Source organism: Arthrobacter glacialis, from assembly GCF_002909415.1.
GTDB lineage: Bacteria > Actinomycetota > Actinomycetes > Actinomycetales > Micrococcaceae > Specibacter > Specibacter glacialis.
Genome location: NZ_PPXB01000019.1, coordinates 29,320 through 52,206, shown reverse-complemented (window position 1 = coordinate 52,206; position 22,887 = coordinate 29,320). Strand labels below are relative to the sequence as shown.

General features: G+C 59.6%; 22 protein-coding genes. 14 read left to right on the top strand and 8 right to left on the bottom strand.

Annotated elements, in window-relative coordinates; genetic code table 11:
• Nucleotides 1–117: 117 nt before the first annotated feature.
• Nucleotides 118–1,404 (top strand): ATP-binding protein, encoded by a 1,287-nt coding sequence (locus tag CVS28_RS18140; protein ID WP_103467203.1) that lies wholly within the window; start codon nucleotides 118–120, stop codon nucleotides 1,402–1,404.
• 16 nt (nucleotides 1,405–1,420) lie between these two features.
• On the opposite strand, the gene corA is transcribed toward CVS28_RS18140, so the two are convergent.
• The 3 genes from corA to CVS28_RS18125 form a co-directional block, all read right to left on the bottom strand.
• On the bottom strand, nucleotides 1,421–2,416 hold the full coding sequence (gene corA, locus CVS28_RS18135) for a magnesium/cobalt transporter CorA (protein ID WP_103467202.1): 996 nt from the start codon (nucleotides 2,414–2,416) through the stop codon (nucleotides 1,421–1,423).
• A gap of 86 nt (nucleotides 2,417–2,502) precedes the next feature.
• Nucleotides 2,503–3,018 (bottom strand): Lrp/AsnC family transcriptional regulator, encoded by a 516-nt coding sequence (locus CVS28_RS18130; protein WP_103467201.1) that lies wholly within the window; start codon nucleotides 3,016–3,018, stop codon nucleotides 2,503–2,505.
• 140 nt (nucleotides 3,019–3,158) lie between these two features.
• Nucleotides 3,159–4,187: a nitronate monooxygenase gene (locus CVS28_RS18125; protein WP_103467200.1), complete on the bottom strand. Its 1,029-nt coding sequence runs from the start codon at nucleotides 4,185–4,187 to the stop codon at nucleotides 3,159–3,161.
• 17 nt (nucleotides 4,188–4,204) lie between these two features.
• Between CVS28_RS18125 and CVS28_RS18120 the strand changes: the two genes are divergently transcribed.
• Entirely contained in the window at nucleotides 4,205–5,116 is a 912-nt protein-coding gene (locus CVS28_RS18120; protein ID WP_103482388.1) for an N-acetylglucosamine kinase, read from the top strand.
• A gap of 89 nt (nucleotides 5,117–5,205) precedes the next feature.
• On the opposite strand, the gene CVS28_RS18115 is transcribed toward CVS28_RS18120, so the two are convergent.
• On the bottom strand, nucleotides 5,206–6,228 hold the full coding sequence (locus CVS28_RS18115) for a LacI family DNA-binding transcriptional regulator (protein WP_103467198.1): 1,023 nt from the start codon (nucleotides 6,226–6,228) through the stop codon (nucleotides 5,206–5,208).
• 211 nt (nucleotides 6,229–6,439) lie between these two features.
• Between CVS28_RS18115 and CVS28_RS18110 the strand changes: the two genes are divergently transcribed.
• The 4 genes from CVS28_RS18110 (at nucleotide 6,440) to CVS28_RS18095 (ending at nucleotide 11,513) form a co-directional block, all read left to right on the top strand.
• Nucleotides 6,440–8,371, top strand: coding sequence for a glycoside hydrolase family 35 protein (locus CVS28_RS18110; protein ID WP_243399968.1), 1,932 nt, complete (start codon nucleotides 6,440–6,442; stop codon nucleotides 8,369–8,371).
• A 28-nt stretch (nucleotides 8,372–8,399) separates the two neighbouring features.
• On the top strand, nucleotides 8,400–9,359 hold the full coding sequence (locus CVS28_RS18105; RefSeq protein WP_103482387.1) for an ABC transporter substrate-binding protein: 960 nt from the start codon (nucleotides 8,400–8,402) through the stop codon (nucleotides 9,357–9,359).
• Nucleotides 9,360–9,426: 67 nt separating this feature from the next.
• Nucleotides 9,427–10,644, top strand: a complete 1,218-nt coding sequence (locus CVS28_RS18100; protein ID WP_103467196.1) for a pyridoxal phosphate-dependent aminotransferase — start codon at nucleotides 9,427–9,429, stop codon at nucleotides 10,642–10,644.
• A 14-nt stretch (nucleotides 10,645–10,658) separates the two neighbouring features.
• Nucleotides 10,659–11,513, top strand: coding sequence for a polyphosphate kinase 2 family protein (locus tag CVS28_RS18095; protein WP_103467195.1), 855 nt, complete (start codon nucleotides 10,659–10,661; stop codon nucleotides 11,511–11,513).
• Here the strand turns inward: CVS28_RS18095 and CVS28_RS18090 are convergent.
• Genes CVS28_RS18090 through xseA form a run of 3 tightly spaced genes read right to left on the bottom strand, consistent with a single transcriptional unit; the run spans nucleotide 11,510 to nucleotide 14,018 of the window.
• Complete coding sequence (locus tag CVS28_RS18090; RefSeq protein ID WP_103482386.1) at nucleotides 11,510–12,433, bottom strand: CE1 family esterase; 924 nt, start codon at nucleotides 12,431–12,433, stop codon at nucleotides 11,510–11,512. The genes CVS28_RS18095 and CVS28_RS18090 overlap by 4 nt on opposite strands.
• Before the next feature lie 38 nt (nucleotides 12,434–12,471).
• On the bottom strand, nucleotides 12,472–12,717 hold the full coding sequence (locus CVS28_RS18085) for an exodeoxyribonuclease VII small subunit (RefSeq protein WP_103482385.1): 246 nt from the start codon (nucleotides 12,715–12,717) through the stop codon (nucleotides 12,472–12,474).
• Complete coding sequence (xseA, locus tag CVS28_RS18080) at nucleotides 12,714–14,018, bottom strand: exodeoxyribonuclease VII large subunit (RefSeq protein WP_103482384.1); 1,305 nt, start codon at nucleotides 14,016–14,018, stop codon at nucleotides 12,714–12,716. The genes CVS28_RS18085 and xseA overlap by 4 nt, the downstream gene beginning before the upstream one ends.
• A 165-nt stretch (nucleotides 14,019–14,183) precedes the next feature.
• Here xseA and CVS28_RS18075 point away from each other — a divergent pair, with 165 nt between their 5' ends.
• Together CVS28_RS18075 and CVS28_RS18070 are read left to right on the top strand one after the other, a co-directional pair.
• Entirely contained in the window at nucleotides 14,184–15,017 is an 834-nt protein-coding gene (locus tag CVS28_RS18075) for a hypothetical protein (RefSeq protein ID WP_103467191.1), read from the top strand.
• 10 nt (nucleotides 15,018–15,027) lie between these two features.
• Entirely contained in the window at nucleotides 15,028–16,101 is a 1,074-nt protein-coding gene (locus CVS28_RS18070; protein WP_103467190.1) for a 4-hydroxy-3-methylbut-2-enyl diphosphate reductase, read from the top strand.
• A 171-nt stretch (nucleotides 16,102–16,272) separates the two neighbouring features.
• Here CVS28_RS18070 and CVS28_RS18065 read toward each other — a convergent pair whose 3' ends face one another.
• Nucleotides 16,273–17,451 (bottom strand): DNA recombination protein RmuC, encoded by a 1,179-nt coding sequence (locus tag CVS28_RS18065; protein ID WP_103482383.1) that lies wholly within the window; start codon nucleotides 17,449–17,451, stop codon nucleotides 16,273–16,275.
• 140 nt (nucleotides 17,452–17,591) lie between these two features.
• Here CVS28_RS18065 and ychF point away from each other — a divergent pair, with 140 nt between their 5' ends.
• The 6 genes from ychF (at nucleotide 17,592) to CVS28_RS18035 (ending at nucleotide 22,469) form a co-directional block, all read left to right on the top strand.
• Complete coding sequence (gene ychF, locus CVS28_RS18060) at nucleotides 17,592–18,677, top strand: redox-regulated ATPase YchF (RefSeq protein ID WP_103467189.1); 1,086 nt, start codon at nucleotides 17,592–17,594, stop codon at nucleotides 18,675–18,677.
• 402 nt (nucleotides 18,678–19,079) lie between these two features.
• The gene (locus CVS28_RS18055) at nucleotides 19,080–19,754 is read left to right on the top strand and encodes a hypothetical protein (protein WP_103482382.1); all 675 of its coding nucleotides are present in this window, start codon (nucleotides 19,080–19,082) and stop codon (nucleotides 19,752–19,754) included.
• Nucleotides 19,730–20,221: a hypothetical protein gene (locus tag CVS28_RS18050; RefSeq protein ID WP_133159195.1), complete on the top strand. Its 492-nt coding sequence runs from the start codon at nucleotides 19,730–19,732 to the stop codon at nucleotides 20,219–20,221. The genes CVS28_RS18055 and CVS28_RS18050 overlap by 25 nt, the downstream gene beginning before the upstream one ends.
• 333 nt (nucleotides 20,222–20,554) lie before the next feature.
• Nucleotides 20,555–21,217 carry a hypothetical protein gene (locus tag CVS28_RS18045; protein WP_103482380.1) on the top strand — a complete coding sequence of 221 codons (663 nt, stop codon included), beginning with the start codon at nucleotides 20,555–20,557 and terminating at the stop codon, nucleotides 21,215–21,217.
• A 544-nt stretch (nucleotides 21,218–21,761) separates the two neighbouring features.
• Nucleotides 21,762–22,082, top strand: coding sequence for an HNH endonuclease (locus CVS28_RS18040; protein WP_133159194.1), 321 nt, complete (start codon nucleotides 21,762–21,764; stop codon nucleotides 22,080–22,082).
• A gap of 108 nt (nucleotides 22,083–22,190) precedes the next feature.
• A complete protein-coding gene (locus CVS28_RS18035; RefSeq protein WP_103482378.1) occupies nucleotides 22,191–22,469 on the top strand; it encodes a hypothetical protein in 279 nt (92 codons plus the stop codon).
• The last annotated feature ends 418 nt before the right edge of the window (nucleotides 22,470–22,887 follow it).

Here is a 22,887-nt window from a genome sequence, read left to right as displayed (position 1 = left end):
GAGAGGCCAGGATTGTTTCCAACGTGCCTGTGACTTTAGATACGCTGACGGTTTCCGTGCGGACCAAGCACTGTGCCATGATGGCGGCATTGGCTAACGCAAAGGAGCGGCAGTTACATGACGGCATGGACTATTCGTGATTTTCATTCACAAGATGTTGAAGGCATTCTTCAGTTGTGGCAGTCGCTGCGCGAGAACGGTGTGGACCCCGTCTACGACCTTTCAGAGGTGTTGGCATCCTGTGAAAAGGACCATGCAGTGGTGGCCGTCCAGGGTGAGCAAATTATTGGTGCGGCCGTGGGGCGGGCCGCCCACGATCAGGGCTGGATAGTTTTCCTGGCCACGTTGCCTGTTTTTCGTGGCCGCGGCATTGGCACCTTGCTGCTGGCTGCGGTTGAGAATCGCATGACCGCCCATGGCTTGAACAAGCTCTCAGCCCTCATGCCTGAAACGGAAACCCGGGTGGAAGCCTTTAGTAACAGGGGATTCGTGGTGAAAAAGAACCTGCGCTATTTTGAACGGCGCATCCCCGTCCAACGGGCCGAGCGTGGCGCCTTGGAGGAATTGGGTGGCAGGCTGTTGCCCCGTGACCTCTGGGACCGTGTAGCCGGCATGGTGGATGAAAAGGAGCTGCTGGAACGCCGCCTGGTGCTTCCGCTAGCGGAGTCGGAGCTGGCTGAGGAGTTTGGTGTGGTGCCGCCGCGGGCTGTGGTGCTTTTTGGTCCTCCCGGAACAGGTAAAACCACTTTCGCCAAGGCCATCGCCTCACGCCTGGAATGGCCCTTTGTGGAAGTCTTCCCATCCCGGCTAGCAGGTTCCCCGGACGGTTTGGCCGGTGCCTTGCGCCAGACGTTCTTGGAGATCGCCGAGTTGGAGCATGCCGTGGTCTTCATTGACGAGGTCGAGGAGATTGCCTCGCAGCGTTCGGGGGAGCCGCCGTCGCCCATGCAGGGTGTCACCAACGAGCTGCTGAAGATCATCCCAGCGTTCCGGGACCAGCCAGGCCGGTTGCTGGTGTGCGCCACGAACTTCATCCGCTCCCTGGATTCGGCATTTCTACGCCACGGACGCTTTGACTACGTCATCCCCATTGGGCTGCCCGACGCCCAAGCCCGAGCAGCCATGTGGAACCGTTTCATTCCCGGGCACCTGGTGGAACACATTGATGTGGCCGCTTTGGTAAGCGCCAGCGTTGGCTTCTCACCGGCGGATATTGAGTTTGCCGCCCGCAGCGCGTCGCAGCGTGCCTTGGAAAAGGCCGTGTTCGACGGCGTTGCGCCCGCCGAGCGCCGTGGTCCCGTGACAGCCGACTACCTGGACACCATTGCCGAGACCAAAGCCACCGTCAGTGATGCTGTGGCGGCCGATTTCCTGGAGGACATCGCCGCGCTGGCCCGCACCTAGTCCGCTGAGGTCAGAGCTAGAGCCAGGTCTTCTTCTTGAAGATGACGTACATGGTTAGGCCTACCAGAAGCATCAAGGCCAAGGCGAAGGGGTACCCCCATGCCCAATGGAGTTCGGGCATCACAGCAAAGTTCATGCCGTAAATGCCTGCCACAAAGGACGGAGCGAACAAGATCGCTGCCCAGGATGAAATTTTCTTGATTTCCTCATTTTGGGCGGCGCTGGCCTCGTTTTGGCGGTTGGTGGTCAGGGTGCCATCAACTGTCAGCGCGTTTTGCAGCAGCTGGCGGAAGGAATCAGCTTTCGCCGTGACTGATTCCACGTGGTCCTCCACATCGCGAAGGTACCGTTGCAGCTCAACGTTGATGTGGTACTTTTCAAAGCCGCCCTTGAGCCGGGTAAGCATGTCGCTCAAGGGGTGGATGGCCCGCTGGAATTGGATGACTTCACGGGAGAGCTGATAAATGCGTCGGGACACGGCTGGGTCGCCGGCAAACAACTGGTCCTCGATCTCATCAATGTCATTCTCCAAACCATTGATGACCGGCTGGTAGTCGTCAACCACCTGGTCCATGATGGCGTACAGCACAGCTTCCGGACCTAACGCCAGCAACTCGGGATCGGCCTCCAGCCGGGTGCGGGTGGAAGAAAGCCCTGGCGTCTCGGCATGGCGAATGGTCACCACAAAGTCTTTGCCAGTAAAGATGTGCAGTTCGCCAAACTCAACAGCTTCAGTTTCATCAATGTATTTGGCGGGTCGAAGCACGGTGAACAGGACGTCGTCGTACCTCTCCAGCTTGGGCCGCTGGTGGGCCATGATGGTGTCCTCAACGGCGAGTTCGTGAAGCGAAAACTCTGTGGCGAGGGATCTCATCTCCTCGGCATCGGGACGGTACATGCCAATCCATGCCATCCCATGGCAGGAGTCCATGAGCTCATACGTCTGATCAAGGCTGGTGGGGGCCGCGTAGCGCCGGCCGTTGACGTACACGGCGTTGTCAATGATGGTCACAAGCCCATTATGGGGGCGGATGGGGCAAAAGATTTGCAGCCGCCCCGGCAGGGCCTGGAATCCGGGGCGGAATGCTCAAACCACGACTAGTCCAGCGGACCCGTATGGCCTGGAATGTGCTTGAACACCAGGGTAGTTTCGGTGTGGCCCACCACAGGATCCGTGGTCAGGTTGTCCAGCACCCAGTCGCGCAGCGCGTCGGTGTCCCGCACAGCAATATGGAGCAGATAGTCAACGGAACCGGAGGTGTGGAACGTGGAAAGCACTTCAGGGAGCAGGGGGACCCTTGCCGTAAAGGTGTCAATCTCGTCCCTGTCGTGGGCGCGCAAGCGCACAGCGATGAGGGCTTGAACTGCGCGGCCAATGGAGGCCAGGTTCAGCTTGGCCTCGAAGCCTTCAATGGCGCCGCGTTCCATCAGGGCGCGGGTGCGCATCAACGCCGTTGACGGGGCAATCCCCACTGCGTCGGCCAGGTCCCTGTTGGTGATGCGGGCATCGGCCACCAGCGTGTCAATAATCTGACGGTCCACGGAGTCCAGCGGCTCGGCCCCGTAGTGCACCTGGGATTGATCTCGCCGAACGTTCTTCGGGACTGTTGCCATGGGGATTCTCCAAGAAGTTAGACAAGCACGGTGAAAAACTGCCGGGGTGCGGCGTTCGTTAGTTCGCTATTCTAACAAAATACCGAATAATTGATTCAATTCCCAGTAATTTCAAGAATTCAGTACGTAAACTGCCCGGGCTACAGTTCCGCCAGCAATGTCCTGACCACAGCGGCGGCCGGGCCTTCCTGCGCCGACTTCCAGCCCGTACCGGCCCACAGGTTCAGGGCTTGCGGGTCATTGGTGGCTGCTGCGCCCGCACGCAGCGAAGCTGTCAGGAAATGGACCTCGGGATAGGCGTTGGGCGCGGTCGCTGAATAGCTGCGAACAAAATCATTCACCAATGCACGTGCGGGCTTGCCGGTAAATGCGCGCGTTACTTCTGTGCTGGTGAAGCGCGGGTCAGCCAGTGCATCCTTGTGCACAGCCCTGGCGCCACTTTCATCAGTGCGCAATAAGGCCGTACCCACTGCAACAGCAACTGCCCCGGCGCGCAGAACTTCCTTTGCCGCCCGGGCATTGGAGATGCCCCCTGCGCCAACCAACGGCAGAGATACGGCAGCACGGACCTCAGTAATCAAATCAACAAGGGTGCCTTGGTAAACTTCCCCACCCGCCAAGAAGGCTGCTGTGTGACCGCCAGCATTTGCGTGTTGGACCACCAAGGCGTCCGCGCCGCTCTGCGCTGCAGCGAGCGCCTCGGCCACACTTGTCACTGAGGCAACCACCCTGGTACCAACATTGTGCAATGCGGACACCACGCGGGAGGGGGCCAAGCCAAAGGTAAAACTCACCACGGGTACGGGCTCAGCCAAGAGCAGAGCTACTTTCTCATCCCAATAATCCTGCCCCTGCGGGTTCGCCCAGGCGAGCGAAACCTCTGGAACCACTGCGCCGTAACGTTCTGCCGTTGGCCCCAGCATGGCCGCATAGCGTCTCAGTGCCGCCGCCTGTCCGCTTGCGAGTGCAGTGTTGCGCGGAACAAACAGATTGACGCCAAAATCAATGCCGGTGGCCCGCAACGGGGCTATCTGCGCGGCAAGCTGTTCCGCTGTTTTATAGCCACCGGCGGCGAACACAAATGCACCCGCACCTTGGGCGGCCAAGGCGAGCGACGTCGTCGTACTTCCACCGGCCATCGGGGCAGCTATCAGGGGCGAAGTGAACATGCCACTAGTCTAGGTGTGTGAATCACAACATACGGAACCTGAACAATGTCCCTGCCTGCCATGTGGGTCTGGACATTGGCGGCTCAAAGACCCGCGGCATCGCATGGATCGACGGCGAAGTTGTGGCTGATTTCAGTGTGGGTAGCACCAACGTCCAGAATGTGAGCCCCGAGACGGCCCGCGCCAACATGGCGGAGCTGTTTGGCCTGCTGGGCAGCATCGAGCCCACGGAAGTGCTGGCAGGTGCCGGGGGTGTTGACACGGACGACGACGCAGCAGCCCTTCGCGATCTGATCGCAGGATTTGTGCCGGGGGCGCAGGTGCGCGTTGTCCATGACACCCGCCTGTTGCTCGCCGCAGCCGGTGCAACCGAAGGGATCGCCGTCATTGCCGGGACAGGGTCGGCTGCCTGGGGGGTGAATGCGGCAGGGGAGCAGGCCCGCGCCGGTGGGTGGGGATACCTGCTGGGCGATGAGGGCAGCGGATATTGGTTGGGTCGCGAGGCCGTGCGCTACAGCCTGCACAGGATGGATTTGGGCGAGCCCGTGGACAGTTTGACAGCCGGTTTGCTGGATTACTGCAAGCTCACTGATCCGCAGGGCCTGATTGCCCATTTTCACCAGGGCACCACTCGTCGCTACTGGGCTGCAGCATCGCCGGTGATTTTTGCCGCGGCCGAACAGGGACATGCCCACGCACTGGGCCTGGTGGACCAGGTCGCCAAGGATTTGGCCGCCATGGCCAGCCAAGTTGCCCGGCAGCTATCGATTGCCGGTCCCATTGTACTTGGGAGCGGCTTGGGCACCAATGTCCCCGCCCTGCAAGTTGCGTTCAAGGCTCATTTGGCCGCGGCCGGACTGGACGACGTTGACGTCTTGGATCAGGACCCCATTTTTGGCATCCCGCTGCTGGTGGCAACCCGCACCTGAGGGCAGGCGCGGCTTTTCGAACCGCGAACGGGCAGTAGTTGTTGATGTTTTTCAGAAACATCAACAACTACTGCCCGTTCGGTCCATCGCTAATTGTCTGCGGGCGGGGGAGCGGTGCTGCCGCGAACAATAAGTGTTGGCGCCACCAGATCGGGAGTGTTCTCCAGGGCTGGGTTGGCAATTTGAGCCACCAGGCGCTGCACGGCACGGCGGCCGGTGTCCTCGAAGGACTGGCGGATGGTTGTGAGTGGCGGGTTGGAGAACGCGGCCAAATCGATGTCGTCAATGCCCACCACCGAGATATCTTCGGGGATGCGCCTGCCCAGTTCGGTGAGGGCTCGGATGACACCGAAGGCCATTTCATCACTGGCCACCAGAATGGCTGTGACCTCCGGCATGCGGCCCAAAATGAGCCCGTTGCGGTAACCGGATTCCGGGCTCCAGTCGCCGTGGAGTTCAGGGGGCACCTCGCAACCGGCTTCCTGCAGGGTCCGCCGCCAGCTGCCCAGGCGGCTCGCGGCATCAGACCACTCCACCGGTCCAGCAACATGCCACACGGTCTTGTGGCCAAGATCCAGCAGGTGCTTGGTGGCCAGAACGGCCGCAATGTCCTGGTCAACACCCACCATGCGATCTCCCATACTGGAGGACCCGTCAGTGTTGACGGTGGGAATGCGGGACGTAATTTTACTGACCTGCTCGGCCGCTTCCTGCAGAGGGGCGGCGATGATGATGCCGTCCACGCCTTGGTGCACCAACCTGCTCACAGCATCTGTGAGTGCCTGCGCGCTCAGGCTGGAGGTCACCGAGTTCACTGTGTACCCGGCCTCGCGTGCACCTAGTTCAACGCCCAACGCCAAGGAGGAGCGCGAGTAGTTGTTGGTGGCCAGAGTCAGCACACCAATGGTTTTGGACTGGCCTGTCACCAGCGCCCGGGCGGTGTTGTTCCGGCGGTATCCCAGCTCCTCCACCGCGGCCAAAACGCGTCGACGGGTGCTCTCCTGGACGTTTGGATGCTCATTGAGCACACGGGAGACGGTCTGTGCTGAAACGCCCGCTGCGGAGGCAACGTCGCGCATTGCTGGGCCACGGGTGAACTGGGGGGCCGTCATGAGGTTCCTTTGGCTGGTTCGGATTCATCCGTCAGGGCGGTGCATCCAAGATATGAGTCTGGGGCAAGTCTAATTTGTTTACTTGTAACACGCTGTGAATTCTTTCAATTCCGGCGGGTCATCAACATTTGACGGTATTGTTAGGGCAGCATTTGTTATCCATAACAGAATGTCCACGAGTGCGTCTGTGTGACTAGTACCAGGAGTTTAGTTGTCTACCATTGTGACCGCGTCGGGTGCCCCGGCCAGCAAATCGCTCGCGCCCGCCGAGCTGTCCGAAGAATTGGCGGTGGCCCCGGCCCTGAGCTACGAGGATCGTAAACTCTTCAAGAACGGCCAGCCGCACAGGATTATTGCCGGCGCCATCCACTACTTCCGGATTCATCCGGATCAGTGGCAGGACAGGATTGACCGTCTGGTCGCCATGGGCGTCAACACCCTTGATACCTACATTGCCTGGAATTTCCACCAGCCCAGAGCCGATGCTGCCCCGGATTTCACGGGTTGGAAGGACATTGCCCGGTTCGTCACCTTGGCTGGTGACGCCGGACTGGACGTCATTGTGCGCCCCGGGCCCTACATCTGTGCCGAGTGGGACAACGGCGGATTCCCGTCCTGGGCCATCTCCAACCCGGACATGGTGCTGCGTTCCTCCGACCCGCTCTTCACAGGTGTCGTGGAGGAATGGTTTGATGCGCTCCTGCCGGTAATTGCCCCGCTCCAGGCGTGCCATGGCGGCCCCGTGGTTGCCGTGCAGATCGAGAACGAATACGGCAGCTACGGCGACGACAAGGAATATCTGCGCTGGAACCGCAAGGCTTTGGTGGATCGCGGCATTACCGAGACTCTCTTTACGGCCGACGGCGGCACGGACTATTTCCTGGACGGCGGCGCCCTGCCGGATACTTGGGCGACGGCGACACTTGGCTCCCGCGGTGACGAGGCCGATGCGATCTGGGAACGCCGGCGCCCGGGCGAGCCGTTCTTCAATGTTGAGTTTTGGAATGGCTGGTTTGACCACTGGGGAGAACCCCACCACACGCGTGCCGCGGTTGACGCGGCGGACGAGGTCAAAAAGATTCTTGACCTTGACGGTTCCGTTTGCCTCTACATGGCCCACGGCGGCACCAATTTTGGTCTGAGTTCCGGGGCTAATCATGATGGAGCCATCCAGCCCACCATCACCAGCTACGACTCCGATGCCCCCATTGCCGAAGACGGGCGTCTCACCGAGAAATTCCACGCCATGCGCGAGGCGTTCTATGCATCCTCAGGCCGGGAACTGACACCCATCCCCGTCCACCTGAACACGCCCGCGGGCGTTGTTCCCGCCTGCACCTTCACTTTGACTCGCGGCACAGCATTGCTTGATTTTGTCAGGGCCATCAGGCCTGTTCACAGCATCAAGCCCCTGTCCTTTGAAAAGCTGGGACTTGACCGGGGGCTGGTTCACTACAGCGCCAAAGCTGTATTGCCCTCCGGCGAAGGCACCATCAAGGTCCGCGAACTCCATGACCGGGCGTACGTGTGGGTGGACGGCGCTTATGCGGGTGTCCTGACGGACGCCAACTGCGAGACCGGGCTCAAGGTCAACGGAGGCGGGGGGTTGGCTCAGTTGGAAATCCTGGTGGAGAACCAGGGACGTATCAACTACGGTCCGCGCTTTGGCGAGGGCAAGGGCATCTTGGACGGCGTCCTGATCAACCAGCGCTACGTTTTCCATTGGGAGCAGCGCCCCATCAACTTGGAGAAGCCGCTGGCTGAGCTCCTGCAGGTGGGCGTTGCCGAGGACTGCTCGGACAATCCTGAAAGCCCCACCTTTACCGGAGCTGCAGCGGCGCCTGCAGATGCGGAACTTGGTGCCGGTTACTTCCACGGTGAATTGCACATTGACGAACCAGCCGACACCTACTTGGCGCTGCCGGGCTTCGGCAAGGGCCTGGTCTGGATTAACGGCTTCCTGTTGGGCCGTTTCTGGGAAATTGGGCCGCAGGTAACCCTTTATGTGCCCGGCCCGCTGCTGAAAGCAGGAGTCAACAAGGTCACTGTGCTTGAACTGGAACACGGTGGAATACACGCCGAACTCCATGAGAATCCCATATTGGGTGCTGAGGGAGTAACGTATGTGGAAGATTTGAGCTAACTAGTAGAGATCGTTTTTAGGGGAGGGTATGGTGCTGCGTCAAGTTCTTTCTGGCGCATGCGCCGTGGCGTTGCTGTTGGGTGCGCTCACAGCATGTACGCCCGAACCCATTGTGGGCATACCCGCCGCCTCACCAGGGGCAGAGTCCCTGGTGGTGGGAACTCCCCAGGTGCCCGACGGCGTAAATCCGCTAGAAGGTGCCCTGCTGGCCAATGTATACGCCGCAGCCCTCAATGCCGCCGGGGTAAAGACAAGTGTTAAAACGGCGAACGAAACTCAAGGGTCCTTGGTATCCAATCTGCAACTGAGCAGCGTTGATATTGTCCCTGTCTACTCCCGCGTGGCCTTGGCTGACGTGGCGCCCGCTCTCACGGCTGAGGCCACCGCTGAAGTTTTGGAAGCCCTGAAAACTTCGCTCCCGGATGAGGTGGGCATCTTGGATGCTACCAAGGCCGAAGTCAGCGACGCCATGGTGGTCACAGCTGTTACTGCGCAGAAGCATCAACTTAAGAGCCTCAGTGATCTGGGAAAAATCTGCGACAAGCTGTCCATGGGCGGATCGGCAGCCTTCGAGAGCGCGGATCGCGGCTTGGCCGGCTTGGGCAGCGACTACAACTGTGTACCCAAGACGTACCTCCCCTTGGCCCCCAACGAGCAACCCAACAAGGACTCCGTGGTGTGGTCGCTTCTGCGTGACAGCATTCAAGTGGCCGAACTTCACCGCTCTTCCCCGGCCATTGAGGACAACTCACTGGTGGTGCTCACAGACCCCAAGCAACTGTTCCTCACCCAGAATGTTGTGCCGTTGGTAGCCTCAAAGAAGGTCCCTGCCGAGGTGCAAGAGGTCATGAACAAGGTCAGTGCTGCCCTCACATCCCAGGAATTGACCAACCTCAACCGCTTGTCGCAGGACACCCAATTTGGTGGTTTGGCCAACGTTGCCAAAGCCTGGCTTGTTCAGCAAGGACTCATCAAGGCCAGTTCTTAGCCATTGGCCTGTGCCGTTGGGCACGTCTTGGAAACAAACCCCGGGCCCCGTGTGCCATATTTGTCTCATGGCAGAATTTACGCAATCCACCAAGCTTCACAATGTGCTCTACGACATCCGCGGTCCGCTGCTGCAAAAGGCGCAGCAGATGGAGGCCGAAGGCCACCGCATCTTGAAGTTGAACATTGGTAATCCAGCTCCCTTCGGCTTCGAAGCTCCGGACGCCATCTTGGTGGACATGATCCGCCACCTGCCCCACGCCCAGGGCTACACGGACTCCCGCGGCATCTTCTCGGCACGCACAGCAGTGGTCCAGTACTACCAGACCCGCGGCATCCAAAACATCCACGTCGATGATGTTTATCTGGGCAACGGCGTCAGCGAGCTCATCACCTTGTCCTTGATGGCCTTGCTCAACAATGGCGATGAGGTCCTGATCCCCACCCCCGACTACCCGCTGTGGACGGCATCTGTCAGCCTCGCCGGTGGGCGTCCCGTGCACTACTTGTGCGATGAGGACAACGAGTGGTGGCCCGACCTGGAGGACATTGCGGCGAAGATTACGCCCAAAACCAAGGGCATAGTCATCATCAACCCCAACAACCCCACGGGTGCCGTCTACCCCAAGCACATTGTGCAGGGCATGGTTGATTTGGCCCGCAAGCATGACCTGGTGGTGTTCTCCGATGAGATTTACGAGAAGATCCTCTACGACGATGCCGAGCACATCAACACGGCCACCATCACCGGGGAGGACGTGTTGTGCATGACCTTCAGCGGACTGTCCAAGGCGTACAGGATTTGCGGCTACCGCTCCGGCTGGTTGGCCATTTCAGGGCCCAAGGCCGATGCCGCCGACTATTTAGAGGGCATCAACCTGCTCGCCAATATGCGACTGTGTGCCAATGCCCCAGGCCAGCACGCCATCCAAACGGCCTTGGGCGGGCACCAGAGCATCGAGGACCTGATCCTGCCCGGCGGGCGGCTGCGCGAGCAGCGCGACGTGGCCTACAAGCTGCTCAATGAAATTCCCGGTGTGAGCACCAACCAGGCCAAGGGCGCACTGTACTTGTTTCCCAAGTTGGACCCTGAGGTGTATCCCATCAAGAGCGACGAGAAATTCGCCTTGGATTTGCTGGAATCACAAAAAATCCTCATTTCCCACGGCACTGCCTTCAACTGGGTTCGCCCCGATCATTTCCGCCTTGTTACCTTGCCCAATGTCCTTGATCTCGAGGAAGCCATTGGGCGCATTGCAGATTTCCTGAGCACGTACAAACCCTAGGGAAAGGCTCCACCGTGTCACTTCCGCTTGGATTCACCTCTCAACTGTCCGATCTTCTGCGCGTGGGCAAGGGCTTTTCCTTGGCTGCACAACCCACCGATGCGGCGTCTGGTTTTGATGGCAAGAAGGTCGACGGCGTAGCCACCTTGGCTGCCCGGGCGCCAGTTCTGGCCGGACTTCAGGAACAGCTTTTTGCTGAGAGCCGCTATGGCGGCAAGAAGTCGGTGCTGTTGGTGTTGCAGGCCATGGACACCGCCGGCAAAGGCGGCATCGTGAGCCGTGTTGTGGGGGCGGTGGACCCGCAGGGCGTGAAACTGAAAACCTTCAAGGCGCCAACGGATGAGGAAAAGGAGCACGACTTTTTGTGGCGCGTGCGCCCCGCGGCGCCCGGGCCGGGCATGCTGGGTGTGTTCGACAGGTCCCACTATGAGGACGTGCTGATCCACCGGGTTCACGGGTGGGCCGATGAGGCTGAAATTGAGCGGCGCTACGCAGCCATCAACGACTTTGAAGCGGAACTCGCAGACGGAGGCACCACCATTGTCAAGGTCATGCTGAATCTGGGCCCCGATGAGCAGTTGGCCCGGCTTTCAGCCCGCCTGCACGATCCCACCAAGTATTGGAAGTACAGCCCCACGGACCTGGATGAGCGCGAGTTTTGGCCCGACTACATGAACGCATACCAGCGGGCCTTTGAACACACCAGCACTGAGCGCGCACCGTGGTACGTGGTTCCGGCGGACAAAAAGTGGTACGCCCGCATGGCTGTTCAGGAAATTCTCATCGAGGCGATGCGCGGGATGAACCTGCATTGGCCGGCGGGGGACTACGACCTGGCCCATGAAAGGTCCCGCCTGGTCGGCGCCTAGCCTCTCGGTTGTTGACGCAGGGCGGGGAAGAACTCCGCCAACGCCGCAACGGCGCTGATGTCCTGGGTGGTTCTGCCCGCAACAATGACGGCCTTTCGCTGACGGTTGGGCACCACATGCCCACCGCCACACACCGTGTACAGTGCCACAGACGCCAGACCCGGCTGCTCGTAGCGGGTGAGTGTCACGGCGGTTCGTCCGCTTTCGGGCCGATGTGGCAGCACCGTGGTCTTTGGTGCTGCTGTGATCCCGTTCCTGGCTGCAAAGTACGCGGCCGTCTCCGGCGCTGACGGTCCGCGCGGCCTGCCCAAAAGGCTACCAAACCAGCCCTCACCCCCATAGGGCACCACTGGGTCATGGGTCCCGTGGATCAGCATCACAGGCACCGGCTGGTACTGGTCTGTAAAGGCCAGCCCGCCGGGCCGCGGCAAGGTGGCTCCCACAATGGCAGCTCCGTAGAGTTTCTGCGGGATCTCATGGATAAGCCGGATGGCCAACTGCCCGCCGTTGGAAAAGCCAACAACTATTACCGGAACCTGACCGAGGAGGGCATTAAAGTGCCCGGCCAGCGCATCCATGAAGGCAACGTCATTGGTGGCTTCGCGGGCGGACTTGTTGTGGTTCCACCGCTTCTTCAGCCCGTCAGGATAAACAACCGCCACACGGCCCTCCGCCGCCAAGAAGTCAAAACTGTTGCCGCTAAAGGAGCGCACCGCCTGCCCTGTCTGGCTCGAGCCGTGCAACACGATGAGGACGGCGGCGGGCTGGCTGTAGCGGCGTGCATCAGGTGGTGGTCCAACCAACAGGTACCGCCGTCTCCTGCCGGCAACCATGAGCGTTTCGCTGCGGCTGGAGACTCTTGGCGCGGCGGGAGCTCGGGTGGGTCCCGGCAAGAGGGACTTTAGCCACGCCTGTGCCATCACGGCTCCTGTCCGTTGGGTGCTGATCGCAGGTGAGGTTACTGCCCGGGCTGTGCGTCGCCATCAGTTGCTCGGGCGGCGTCAAGGCGAGCCTTGGCGCCCTCGAGCCATTCTTCGCAGCGCTTGGCCAACGTTTCGCCCCGCTCCCAGAGGGCCAGGGAGTCCTCCAGGCTGGAACTTCCAGCCTCAAGCTGATTGACAACGTTCATCAACTGTTCCCGGGCTTGCTCATAGCTGAGGGCTGCAACGTCGCCGTTGGGGGTGGCGGCTGTGGTGGGGCTCATGCGGATTCCTTTGCTGTGGTGTCGGTGCGCTCTAGAGTCTCTATTGCGCCTGAGGGCTTTTCGCCGCTGGAGGCCGTGGCCGTAAAGGTGCCGCCCGCCACCCGGATGCGCAGAGGCGAACCTGTGTGGACCTGTTCGGGCAGCCGGACAATGCTGCTGTCCTCCAACTGCACCACAGCGTAACCGCGGTCAAGTGTTTTCTGCGGCGACAGGGCACGTACTTGGGCCTGCAAGTGTGTCAACTGATCGGCATGGCGCCCCACCTGGGTACGCACCGCGGTGCGGGCCCGCCCCCTCAGGGCCGAGACGTCGTCGTACTTGGTGGAAAGCATCATGGCAGGGTTGGCCAGCACCGGGCGGGAACGCAAATAGGCAAGCCGCTCGGTCTCACGGTCCAAGAGGTCATGGATTCGGCGGTTGAGCTGCGTGCGGGCCTGATCCACCCGCCGTAATTCCTCGCCAACATCGGGAACTATGCGCTTGGCCGCGTCGGTGGGGGTGGAGGCGCGGAGATCGGCCACCTCGTCAAGCAGCGGCCGGTCGGCCTCATGGCCAATGGCACTGACCACGGGGGTTTGTGCGGCAGACACGGCGCGCACCAACGATTCATGGCTGAACGGCAGCAAATCCTCCAAAGACCCGCCACCCCGGGCAATGACAATCAGGTCAACGCGGGGATCGGCGTCGAGTTCGGCCAGGGCGCCAATGACGGCCGTGACGGCATTGACGCCCTGGACAGCCACCTCACGGATTTCAAACTCCACGGCAGGCCAACGCAGTGAAGCATTCCGCACCACGTCCTTCATGGCATCGGAGTTGCGGCCCGTAATGAGGCCGATCCTGTGCGGCAGCAAGGGCAAGGGCTTTTTGCGGCGCGCATCGAAGAGTCCCTCGGCGGCCAGTGCCTGGCGGAGTTGCTCAATACGTGCCAGCAGATCGCCCAAACCGACGGGGCGGATGTCCTGTCCCTGCATGGACAAACGGCCTGTTTTAAGCCAAAAGTCGGGTTTGAGCTGTGCCACCACCCGGGATCCACGTTCCAGCGGGGCCTCCAGGCGGCTCAACACAGAACCCCAGATGGTTACGCTCAGGGAGACTTCGGCATCAATGTCACGCAGCGTCAGGTAGCTGACATTTGCGCGCTGATTCAATTCAATGACTTGCGCCTCAACCCATGCCGGCGGGGCCTTTTCAATATGGGCCTTGAGCTTTTGGCTGAGCAGCTGCAGCGGCCAGGGATTGTCCGGGGAGGTCTCCGCAGCCGTGGGTGCAATGACCTTACGTTCAGGGGTTTCTGCCATGGCTTAAGCTCACCGTCCTTCACAAGGGTGTCCAGCGTGGCCGTCCAGTACAGCCTATGAAGTAACTCTAGCTTTCCTCACTGACATTCAAACCGCGCTATCCACAGGCATGTACTAGTGTGGAAATCCATTATTGGATTCTTTTTTGGTTTATGAGGATGGCACATGCGCACCGCAGGCTCGGCAATTTTGATCATTGTGGCCCTATTGCTGGCATCAGTGGCAGGGCCCGCAGTGTGGTTGCAGCGCAACGTGGTTGAGCAGAACGGCTTTGTGGCTTTGGCCGGACCGTTGGGCAGCAACAAGGAATTCCAGGATGGCTTGTCCACCATGGTGGCCACTCAAACCACTGCCTCCTTGGATCTGCCGCCCCAATTGAAGGAGCTGGCCGCTGCCATTGTCAACTCCACTGCGCGCAGCCTTTACACGGATCCGGGTTACCCACAGGCCTGGACTGAGACCCTGGCCCGCAGTCACGCACTGTCCTTCGCAGCAGCTGGCAACAAGGAGATTCAGGGCGATCTGCAATTGGACATTGCGCCCCTCGTGGCAATGGTTGCCGCCCGTGTCAGCGAGGATGTGGGCGTCACCTTGCCTACGCCCAAGGACGTGGTGGTGAGCCTGGAACAGCCGCAGGTCGCGCGTCTTTTGCCGCTGGCCACAACGCTGGGCGGCTGGTCGGTATGGCTGGCTGTCATCGCCGTGGGCCTTCTGGTGCTGGGTGTTTTTGTTGCCCGACGTCGATCGCTGGCACTCATCTTCGTCGGTGTTGGCTTGGCACTTGTTGCCTTGTTGTGGTTCCTGGCCTCCGGCATGGTGGAGACCGTCCTGGCTAATTTGGCTGTGGGGCCGGCTGCTGCCAGCCAGATGGGTGCGCAACTGGCTGTGCTGGCGCAGGACAGCTGGCAGGGCGGCATTACTGCCACGTTTATTGTTGCGGCCGTGGTGGCGGCAGTTGGTGGCACATCTCTCATCGTGGCGCGCAGGCGCACCACGTAAGATGGTAGCTATGAGCGCCACTGCTGTTTCCGTCCCCATGCCCGCCGTTCCGCGTCGTCGCAGGTCGCCCGAAGAGGTGGCTGCCGCCGCTCCCGTGACTGCCCCGAAGCGGGTGCTGCTGGCGGCCCCGCGTGGCTATTGTGCTGGTGTTGACCGCGCAGTGATCGCCGTGGAGAAGGCCTTGGAGCATTACGGTGCCCCGGTCTATGTGCGCAAGCAAATCGTGCACAACGTTCACGTGGTCTCCTCTTTGGAAGCCCGTGGCGCCATTTTCGTTGAAGAGAATGAGGAAGTGCCCGCAGGGGAGCTGGTGGTCTTTTCAGCCCACGGTGTCTCACCCGCCGTGGTGCAATCGGCTGCGGACCGTGGCCTGCGCACCATCGACGCCACGTGCCCGCTTGTCACCAAGGTGCACAAGGAAGCTGTCCGATTCGCCGAGGACAATCACATCTTGTTGATCGGCCACGAAGGCCACGAGGAAGTTGAAGGCACCTACGGCGAGGCGCCCGAGAGCACCACGATCGTGAACAACCCCGAAGAGGCGCGCACCGTCCAGGTTGATGACCCTGACCATTTGATCTGGCTTTCCCAGACCACCCTGTCAGTTGATGAGACCATGGAGATCGTCGACATCTTGCGCGAGCGTTTCCCCAACCTGCAGAACCCTCCCAGCGACGATATCTGCTATGCCACCACCAACCGCCAGGTGGCCATCAAGAAGATCGCCCCCCAGGCTGAACTGGTCATTGTGGTGGGCTCCGCCAACTCCTCAAACTCCGTGCGCCTTGTTGAAGTTGCGCTGGAATACGGGGCCAAGGCCTCCTACCGTGTTGACTTCGCCAACGAGATCGACGAGGCCTGGTTTGTTGGTGTGGCCAGTGTTGGCGTCACGAGCGGGGCCTCAGTGCCGGAAGTTCTTGTCCAGGACGTGCTGCGCCTGCTGGCCGAGTACGGTTACGGCTCCGTTGAAGAGGTTGTCACGGCCGAGGAAGACATTTTGTTCTCCCTGCCCAAGGAACTCCGCGCCACCATGAAGGCCGCCGGCGATCCCACGTACAAGATGGGCGCCAAGAGCAACAGCTAGCCTTACAGTTCCAACTGACTGGAGCCGGCATTTTTTGTAGGCGACGTAAAGGAGACGCCAAAGGCCGCCCGCGGCCGACGCGTCGGATAGGCCCCAAGCGCTCCCACCGCTCGCAAGCTCGCGCCGGGTCCTTCGCGCTCGTGGGCCCAGCCGGAAAAATGACGACTCAAGTCAGCTGGCTACATCGAATTCCGGAGCTGTGAGCATTCGTGGCGTGACCTCCACTTGGGCGGGGGATTCGAGCGTCTTCGGGTCCATGGCATTGAGTTTGCGGGCGGTGGGAAGAACTCTGGCCTCCAGCGTGCCCACCAACTTGTTGTACCTGTCCACGCTGGTCTTGAGCGAAACACCCACGGCGGAAACAGCCTCACCCATGGTGCCCAGACGGGAATACAGCTGGGCTGAGAGTTCAAAAAGTTCCTTGGCGCTTTCGGTGAGCACATCCTGGCGCCAGGTGAAGGCCACGGACTTCAAGATGGCCAGCAGCGAGATGGGCGATGCCAGCACCACATTCTTGCTCATGGCGTAGTCCAGGAGCTCGGGGTCGGCCATCAGGGCTGCGGACAGGATCGACTCCACGGGGACAAAACAAATCACCAGTTCGGGGGAGTTTTTGGCCGAGGTCCAGTACTGCTTGTTGCCTAGGGCATCAATGTGGACCTTGACAGCCTTGGCATGGCGGGCCAAGTGTTGCTGGGTTTCGGCAGTGTCTGTAGTTCCGGCGTCGTGGGCGTTAAGGAATGAGGTCAGCGGAACCTTGGCATCCAGGACCAGCTCCTTGCCGCCGGGGAGTCGCACCACCATGTCGGGGCGGTGAACGCCGTCGTCCGTATTGGTGTGGACTTGTTCCTGAAAATCAACGTGTGCCAGCATGCCAGCGGCCTCCACCACGCGGCGCAACTGCACCTCACCCCACTTGCCGCGTGCGCTGTTGGAACGCAGGGCAGCGGCGAGCGACGAGGTGGTGGCCAGCAACTTGGCGTCGGCATCCTTGGCGTCGCGCAGTTGCTCGGCGAGCTGGCCGTACTGTTCAACACGGTCGCGTTCCAGGAGGGCCACTTGGCGCTGCACGGCATTGAGCTTCTCCGAAACCGGTCCCAGGGCCTGCAACACGTTGGAGTTAGAGCCCTGCTGCGCCGCCAGGGCGTGGTTCTGGGTGGCCAACAGTCGGCGTTCGGCATCGGCGGCAGCGAAATTCGCGTTGAGCTCGGCCGCGCGGTTGTGTGCCGCATCCGCTTCCTCCGTGGCACCGCGCAGCCTGCCCAGCAGCAGCCACGCCACCACGGCTGCGCCTAGCGCAACGCCTGCCAACAACATCAAGATGGCTACAAGCCAAGCGATTCCAGTCATGGAACCACTTTCGCATGAGCCACTGACATTGGTGTTTTCTGGCCCGATTTCGCAGCAGGGGGCCGTTGCAACGGGCACAAGTCCGCCCCGATTTCGCACACGCAAGCATAAATCCAGCCCGACCGGTAGAATCACTTACCGTGGCTCTTACTATTGGCATCGTCGGACTGCCCAACGTCGGCAAATCAACCCTTTTCAACGCACTGACACGCAACAACGTGCTCGCAGCGAACTACCCGTTCGCCACGATCGAGCCCAACGTTGGCATCGTCAGCCTGCCCGATCCCCGCTTGGCAAAGCTCGCCGAGATCTTCGGATCCCAGCGCATCCTGCCCGCAGTGGTGTCCTTCGTGGACATTGCCGGCATCGTCAAGGGTGCCTCGGAAGGTGAAGGCTTGGGCAACAAGTTCCTCGCCAATATCCGCGAGGCTGAGGCCATCGCCCAGGTCATCCGCGTCTTTGATGACCCGGATGTTATCCACGTTGACGGCAAGGTTGATCCCAGCTCCGACATGGAGACCATCAACACCGAGCTGATCCTGGCCGACATGCAGACGGTTGAAAAGGCCATCCCGCGCATCGAAAAGGCTGTCAAGCTCAAGCAGCGCGAAGCGGCTGAACTGAGTGCCATCCTGGCGGCCCAGAAGGTTCTGGAACGCGGCGACACCATTTTCTCCTCCGTCAAGAGCGACAAGCTGGAGATGGAACACCTGAAGGAATTGGCGCTGCTCACGGCCAAGCCTTTCATCTACGTGTTCAACGTTGATGACGCAGTGCTGGGCAACCCGGAACGCCAGGAAGAACTGCGCGCGCTGGTGGCCCCGGCCGACGCCATCTTCCTGGATGCCAAGCTGGAAGCTGACCTCGTTGAACTCGACGAGGAGGAAGCCCGCGAAATGCTGGAGATGAGTGGCCAGTCAGAGTCAGGCATGGACCAGCTGGCCCGCGTTGGTTTCCACACCCTCGGCCTGCAGACTTACCTCACGGCAGGCCCCAAGGAAACCCGCGCCTGGACCATCCACCAGGGCGATACCGCCCCGCAGGCTGCCGGCGTCATCCACACCGACTTCCAGCGCGGCTTCATCAAGGCTGAGGTTGTCCACTTCGAGGACCTGATTGAGGCCGGTTCCATGCACGAGGCCAAGGCCAAGGGCAAGGTTCGCATTGAAGGCAAGGAATACGTCATGCACGACGGCGACGTGGTGGAATTTAGATTTAATGTCTAAATTCTTCGCCTAATTCAGTGGAAATGCCGCCCTCCGTGAAAACGTTCTAGGGCGGCATTTCTTGTGGGTGGACCGAGGGCTGTATCGTCACCAGCCCTTGGGTCTTCGAAAAGGAACGGTCAACACAAGCCACGATTTAGTTCGGGAGCCGGTTCGATCTATACAGCGGGATTCTGCGGACCGTCCGATGCTCTCACGACGATAGCTGCTACAGCTTTCGATGCTCGTCGTATTTACACCCAGAGCTATGTAAGCGCCATATCGATAATATTCCTGCGGTGATTTCGCCGTTGAAGACCTGTCTTTTTGCCTGAACGGATAAACGTCGGTTGTGGCCTAGATTTGCCTGAACAACTTTATGGGACAGCGTCGATGCGTTGGGTCTGAATCCGAATTGGGAGCATGTTTATGGCAGTTTCTGGCCAGCTTAGAGGAATCCAGCGAATCTTGGCTCGTGAGGTTCATGTGTCTGACCTCTTACAGCATTTGACGGACTTGGATCCCAATCCCTGGGAATCGTTGGTGGGTTTCGTTCCTGAGACCGCGGTCAGAGAGCGGTTGTTGGCGAAGCTGAGCACCGGCCGAAAGGTAAAAGGAACTGTCGATCTCGTGTTGGGCAGCAAAAGCCAGCAGGAAGTGGCAATCGAGGTTAAGGTTGGCCATCGATTCTCGGCGGACCAACAGGATCGTTATGAAAAGTCAACGGATGGCCGCCTGATATTGGCCGGTCTTCAATCAGACGGGACGCTCGTGCGTTCGGCTGAGAGATGGGAATTCCTGGCCTTGCACGACGTCTTTGAAGCTTGGGTCGACTCGCAGAGCGAGGAGGCATCAACGCTGGCTAGAGCCGCGGCGACGGTCATGCATGAGTGGGATGCCGCGATCGACGCAGTGTTCTCTCCCAGGGAGGACGGGCGTCCCCTCATATCGATCAGCCTAAAGTTTCTCGCCGTGGTGATTACCCGTCGTATCGCTGCCGAACTCGAGCAGCGTGGCTTGGTCACGTGGGCTGGTGTTACCAGTGGGTCTGGCGGCTTGGCGATTGTCCAAGCTTGGGCCCTATCCAGGACGATCTGAACCGCTGTCTTATCGCCGAAGTGAGATGGCACGAGGGCATGCAGGCCGGTGAAATCCGTTTAGGTATCGATTACTCTCTACCCGAAACGCGTGAAGCCCGCGCCGAAGTGTGGGTGATGGCGAAAGCTATGGAAAGCTCGATCAGGATTGACGCCTTGCACGCATACCTGGATGGGAAACATCCTCAACTCGGAGACCTCTTGTTGAAGATTAGTCCAGGTCGTAAACCAGCAAATGACAGTGCATGGGGCCCGGTCATAGATCGTGGGTTCAAGACCACAGGCAACCCTGACGGAGTCATAGGTGGCCGGCTGCAAAACAATCCGGGATTTGTAGGAGACGAAACTCAGCGATTCGAAGCTGTTAGCAAACTCGACTATTCGAGGGCTACGGCGAAGGATCTCATCGAACTTATCGAAGCAAGCCTCGGATTTCTGCAGAGTCAGATGGCCAGCCTAGGCAAGTAATTGGCAAAGAAGCCACCGCAGTGAGCCTGCTCCGAGAGGCCCCACTCTGCCCACGCTCCCGACTGCCCTGTCGAAAGCCGCCTAGGTCGATTGTTGACGGAGCGGCTGGCACCTGACCGGTTCCAGCCGCCAGGAGATTATTTAGCAACGGAACGTGGTGGAGTTTCGTCTCGGAACATGCCCTGCCTCTCAAGTTAAGGACGATGCGTGCTGTGAGCGATGGAAATCGTGAAGGCATAGATTTCAGCTGCGGTCGAGGATTTTGAGTTAGCCGTAGACAGCGTCTCTCAGGGACGGGCCGCTAATGTCTGTGCCGTAGTGCAGACTTGAGAAATGGGAACCCTGGACATTATCAACTCCGTCGGCGCGAGCGTCGGAGCAGTAGCAGCAGTAAGCGCGGCAATATTCGCCGGATGGGGCATTCGCCGGACAACCAACGACAACCGCGCCAGAGCCCAACCGGTCCTGGTCGCCGAGTTTGGACCGTCCGAATTCAGTTCAGACACCATTCGATTGATTGTCAAAAACATGGGGGCGACTCCTGCCCGGGATATACAGGTAGTCTTCGAACCGCCGATACCCGAGGGTGCAAAGGGCTCCCACGCATGGGTGCTGCACGAGAGATACGACAAGGCCATCCCCACCCTCGCTCCCGGACAGCAACTCGGCAACTCTTGGTGGCTTTCAGATTTCAGCCTCGATGACCCGTCTTCACGCAATGTCCGCGGCCTCCCTAACGAGGTTAAGGTAACCTTCACCTACACCGGACTGGACGGCGTGGAGCTGAGCGATTTCTACAATCTCAATGTGCGGGTAGCCCTGTTGGAGGGAAATGCTGTGTCATCATCTTCAGTCCCCGGTCGACTGGAGATGATCGCAACGTCGACGAAGGTAATTGCGGACAGCGTCAAGTCCACCATCCCGCGCATTGCGGAGGCAATGGAAGAACGGAAAGCACCCGCGCACTCCGAGAATGTGGCCGATCTCCATGCGTGATTCGTTCCATGAGATCCCTTCGGATGAGGAAGCACTTGGGTCTGCCCAAGATTTAGTTGATATGGGCAGCGAACCAGCTGCAACGCATAACAACACGCCGTCTACCGAGCCCGTTGTAGGCCTCCGCTAGTCTTAATGGATTATGGCGGTCATAAGGACATCAAACCCCTGAATCTCGGGTCTTGTTCGCCCTGGAGTAGTCATGAACGAAGCTGTTTGAGATTCACTTATTGTATTCAAATACTGACAAAGGGGAGCTGTGTACAGGGCACAAGTGGTCTGCAAGGGTTGCGCGGTTACATTTGAGTCTCATCAAAGAGCCAGAATCTTCTGCTGTTCTAGCTGTAATTTCACCTTCAGACTCGCGCGGCTCGGGAGATGTAGATATTGCAAGGCTGAGGTTCCATTTGAGTACAAGATTGGCCTGGGCCGCAATGAGTCAGGTACGCCGTTGGGTGATTTCCCGGCAGAGCACCAGACGTGCCGGGCACAGTATCTCGAAGAAGTAGGACGCGACGACGATTGTCTATGCGTGGAGTGCAAGGTGCGAAAGGGCATCACCAAATCGATTCCCCATTCGATGGCGCAGCGCCGTCCAACTACCCACGGCAAGCACCGCCAGGCTGTGCTCGAACGGGATGACTTCATCTGTCTGATCTGCGATTTGCTAACCGATCCCGATGTCGGCACGACTGCGGACCAGTATCCAACTCTGGATCACATTATTCGTGTTGTCGATGGAGGAGGCGATGATCTGGACAACCTGAGGACTGCTCACAAGTGGTGCAATTCTGCCCTCAACGTGAGCCTTTTCGGCGAAGGATGGGTACGAGCCCGTGCTCAGGATAGGTTCAGACAGAGCTAACCCTTGGTCTCACTGGGTCATCTTTATGAATCGAATGGTCCGAAGTCCTCTTTGTGGCACCCTGCAGGTAGCATGTGATTTACTGCACATTCCAGCTAGGGGAGCGACATGAGCGACGACGTATCAGAAATCATTATCCAACTTGAAGAAGCAGGCAAATTATTTGAAGTTCACGAGGTGCGCACTTTTGGCGGGTACCTGGACGAGACCAATGAGGAAGTCCGTATATCTGTAATAGACATGGGCGACTCAAGGCACGCCACGCGCTATAGCGCCTCGGCTGTCGTAGTTGACGATCCTTCCCGCCACGCAGCCGGTAATGCAGAGGCTTCCCTTGATATGGCTATTCATGTTGTTCACTGGAATGACTTGAAGAAGCGCAGCTAGCCAGATTCGGACAGGGGAGTGTCTCGCATCCGGGCACTCCCCGTCTTTTTTGTTCGTGATGATGGACAGGGCGCGTGCATACGTTATCTAAGTGAACTTGTGCCAGCCCCCTAGTCTGCCAGTTTCGGGCATTTTCAATCGCACGGATCGTGTTAGAGGTTGCTACGTACCGGAACTCGATGGAATATGGGTTCAACGCGGAAGAAACCTCTGGCCTGCAAGTTCTAAGAAAGTGGCGATCGGTCGAGTCCCGTTTAACGTCGGCCGTTGTGACCCCCTAGCTACCTAGTGTGCTCTTCTTCGAGCGCGAGGGCCAGAGGTTTTGCAGGCTACGTGGATGCTAAGGGGCATTACGGCCGTCTGCTCACGCGTCGACGAAGTCGTCCAATTGCCCGGTGAGGTTGGAGTGCGTTCCTGC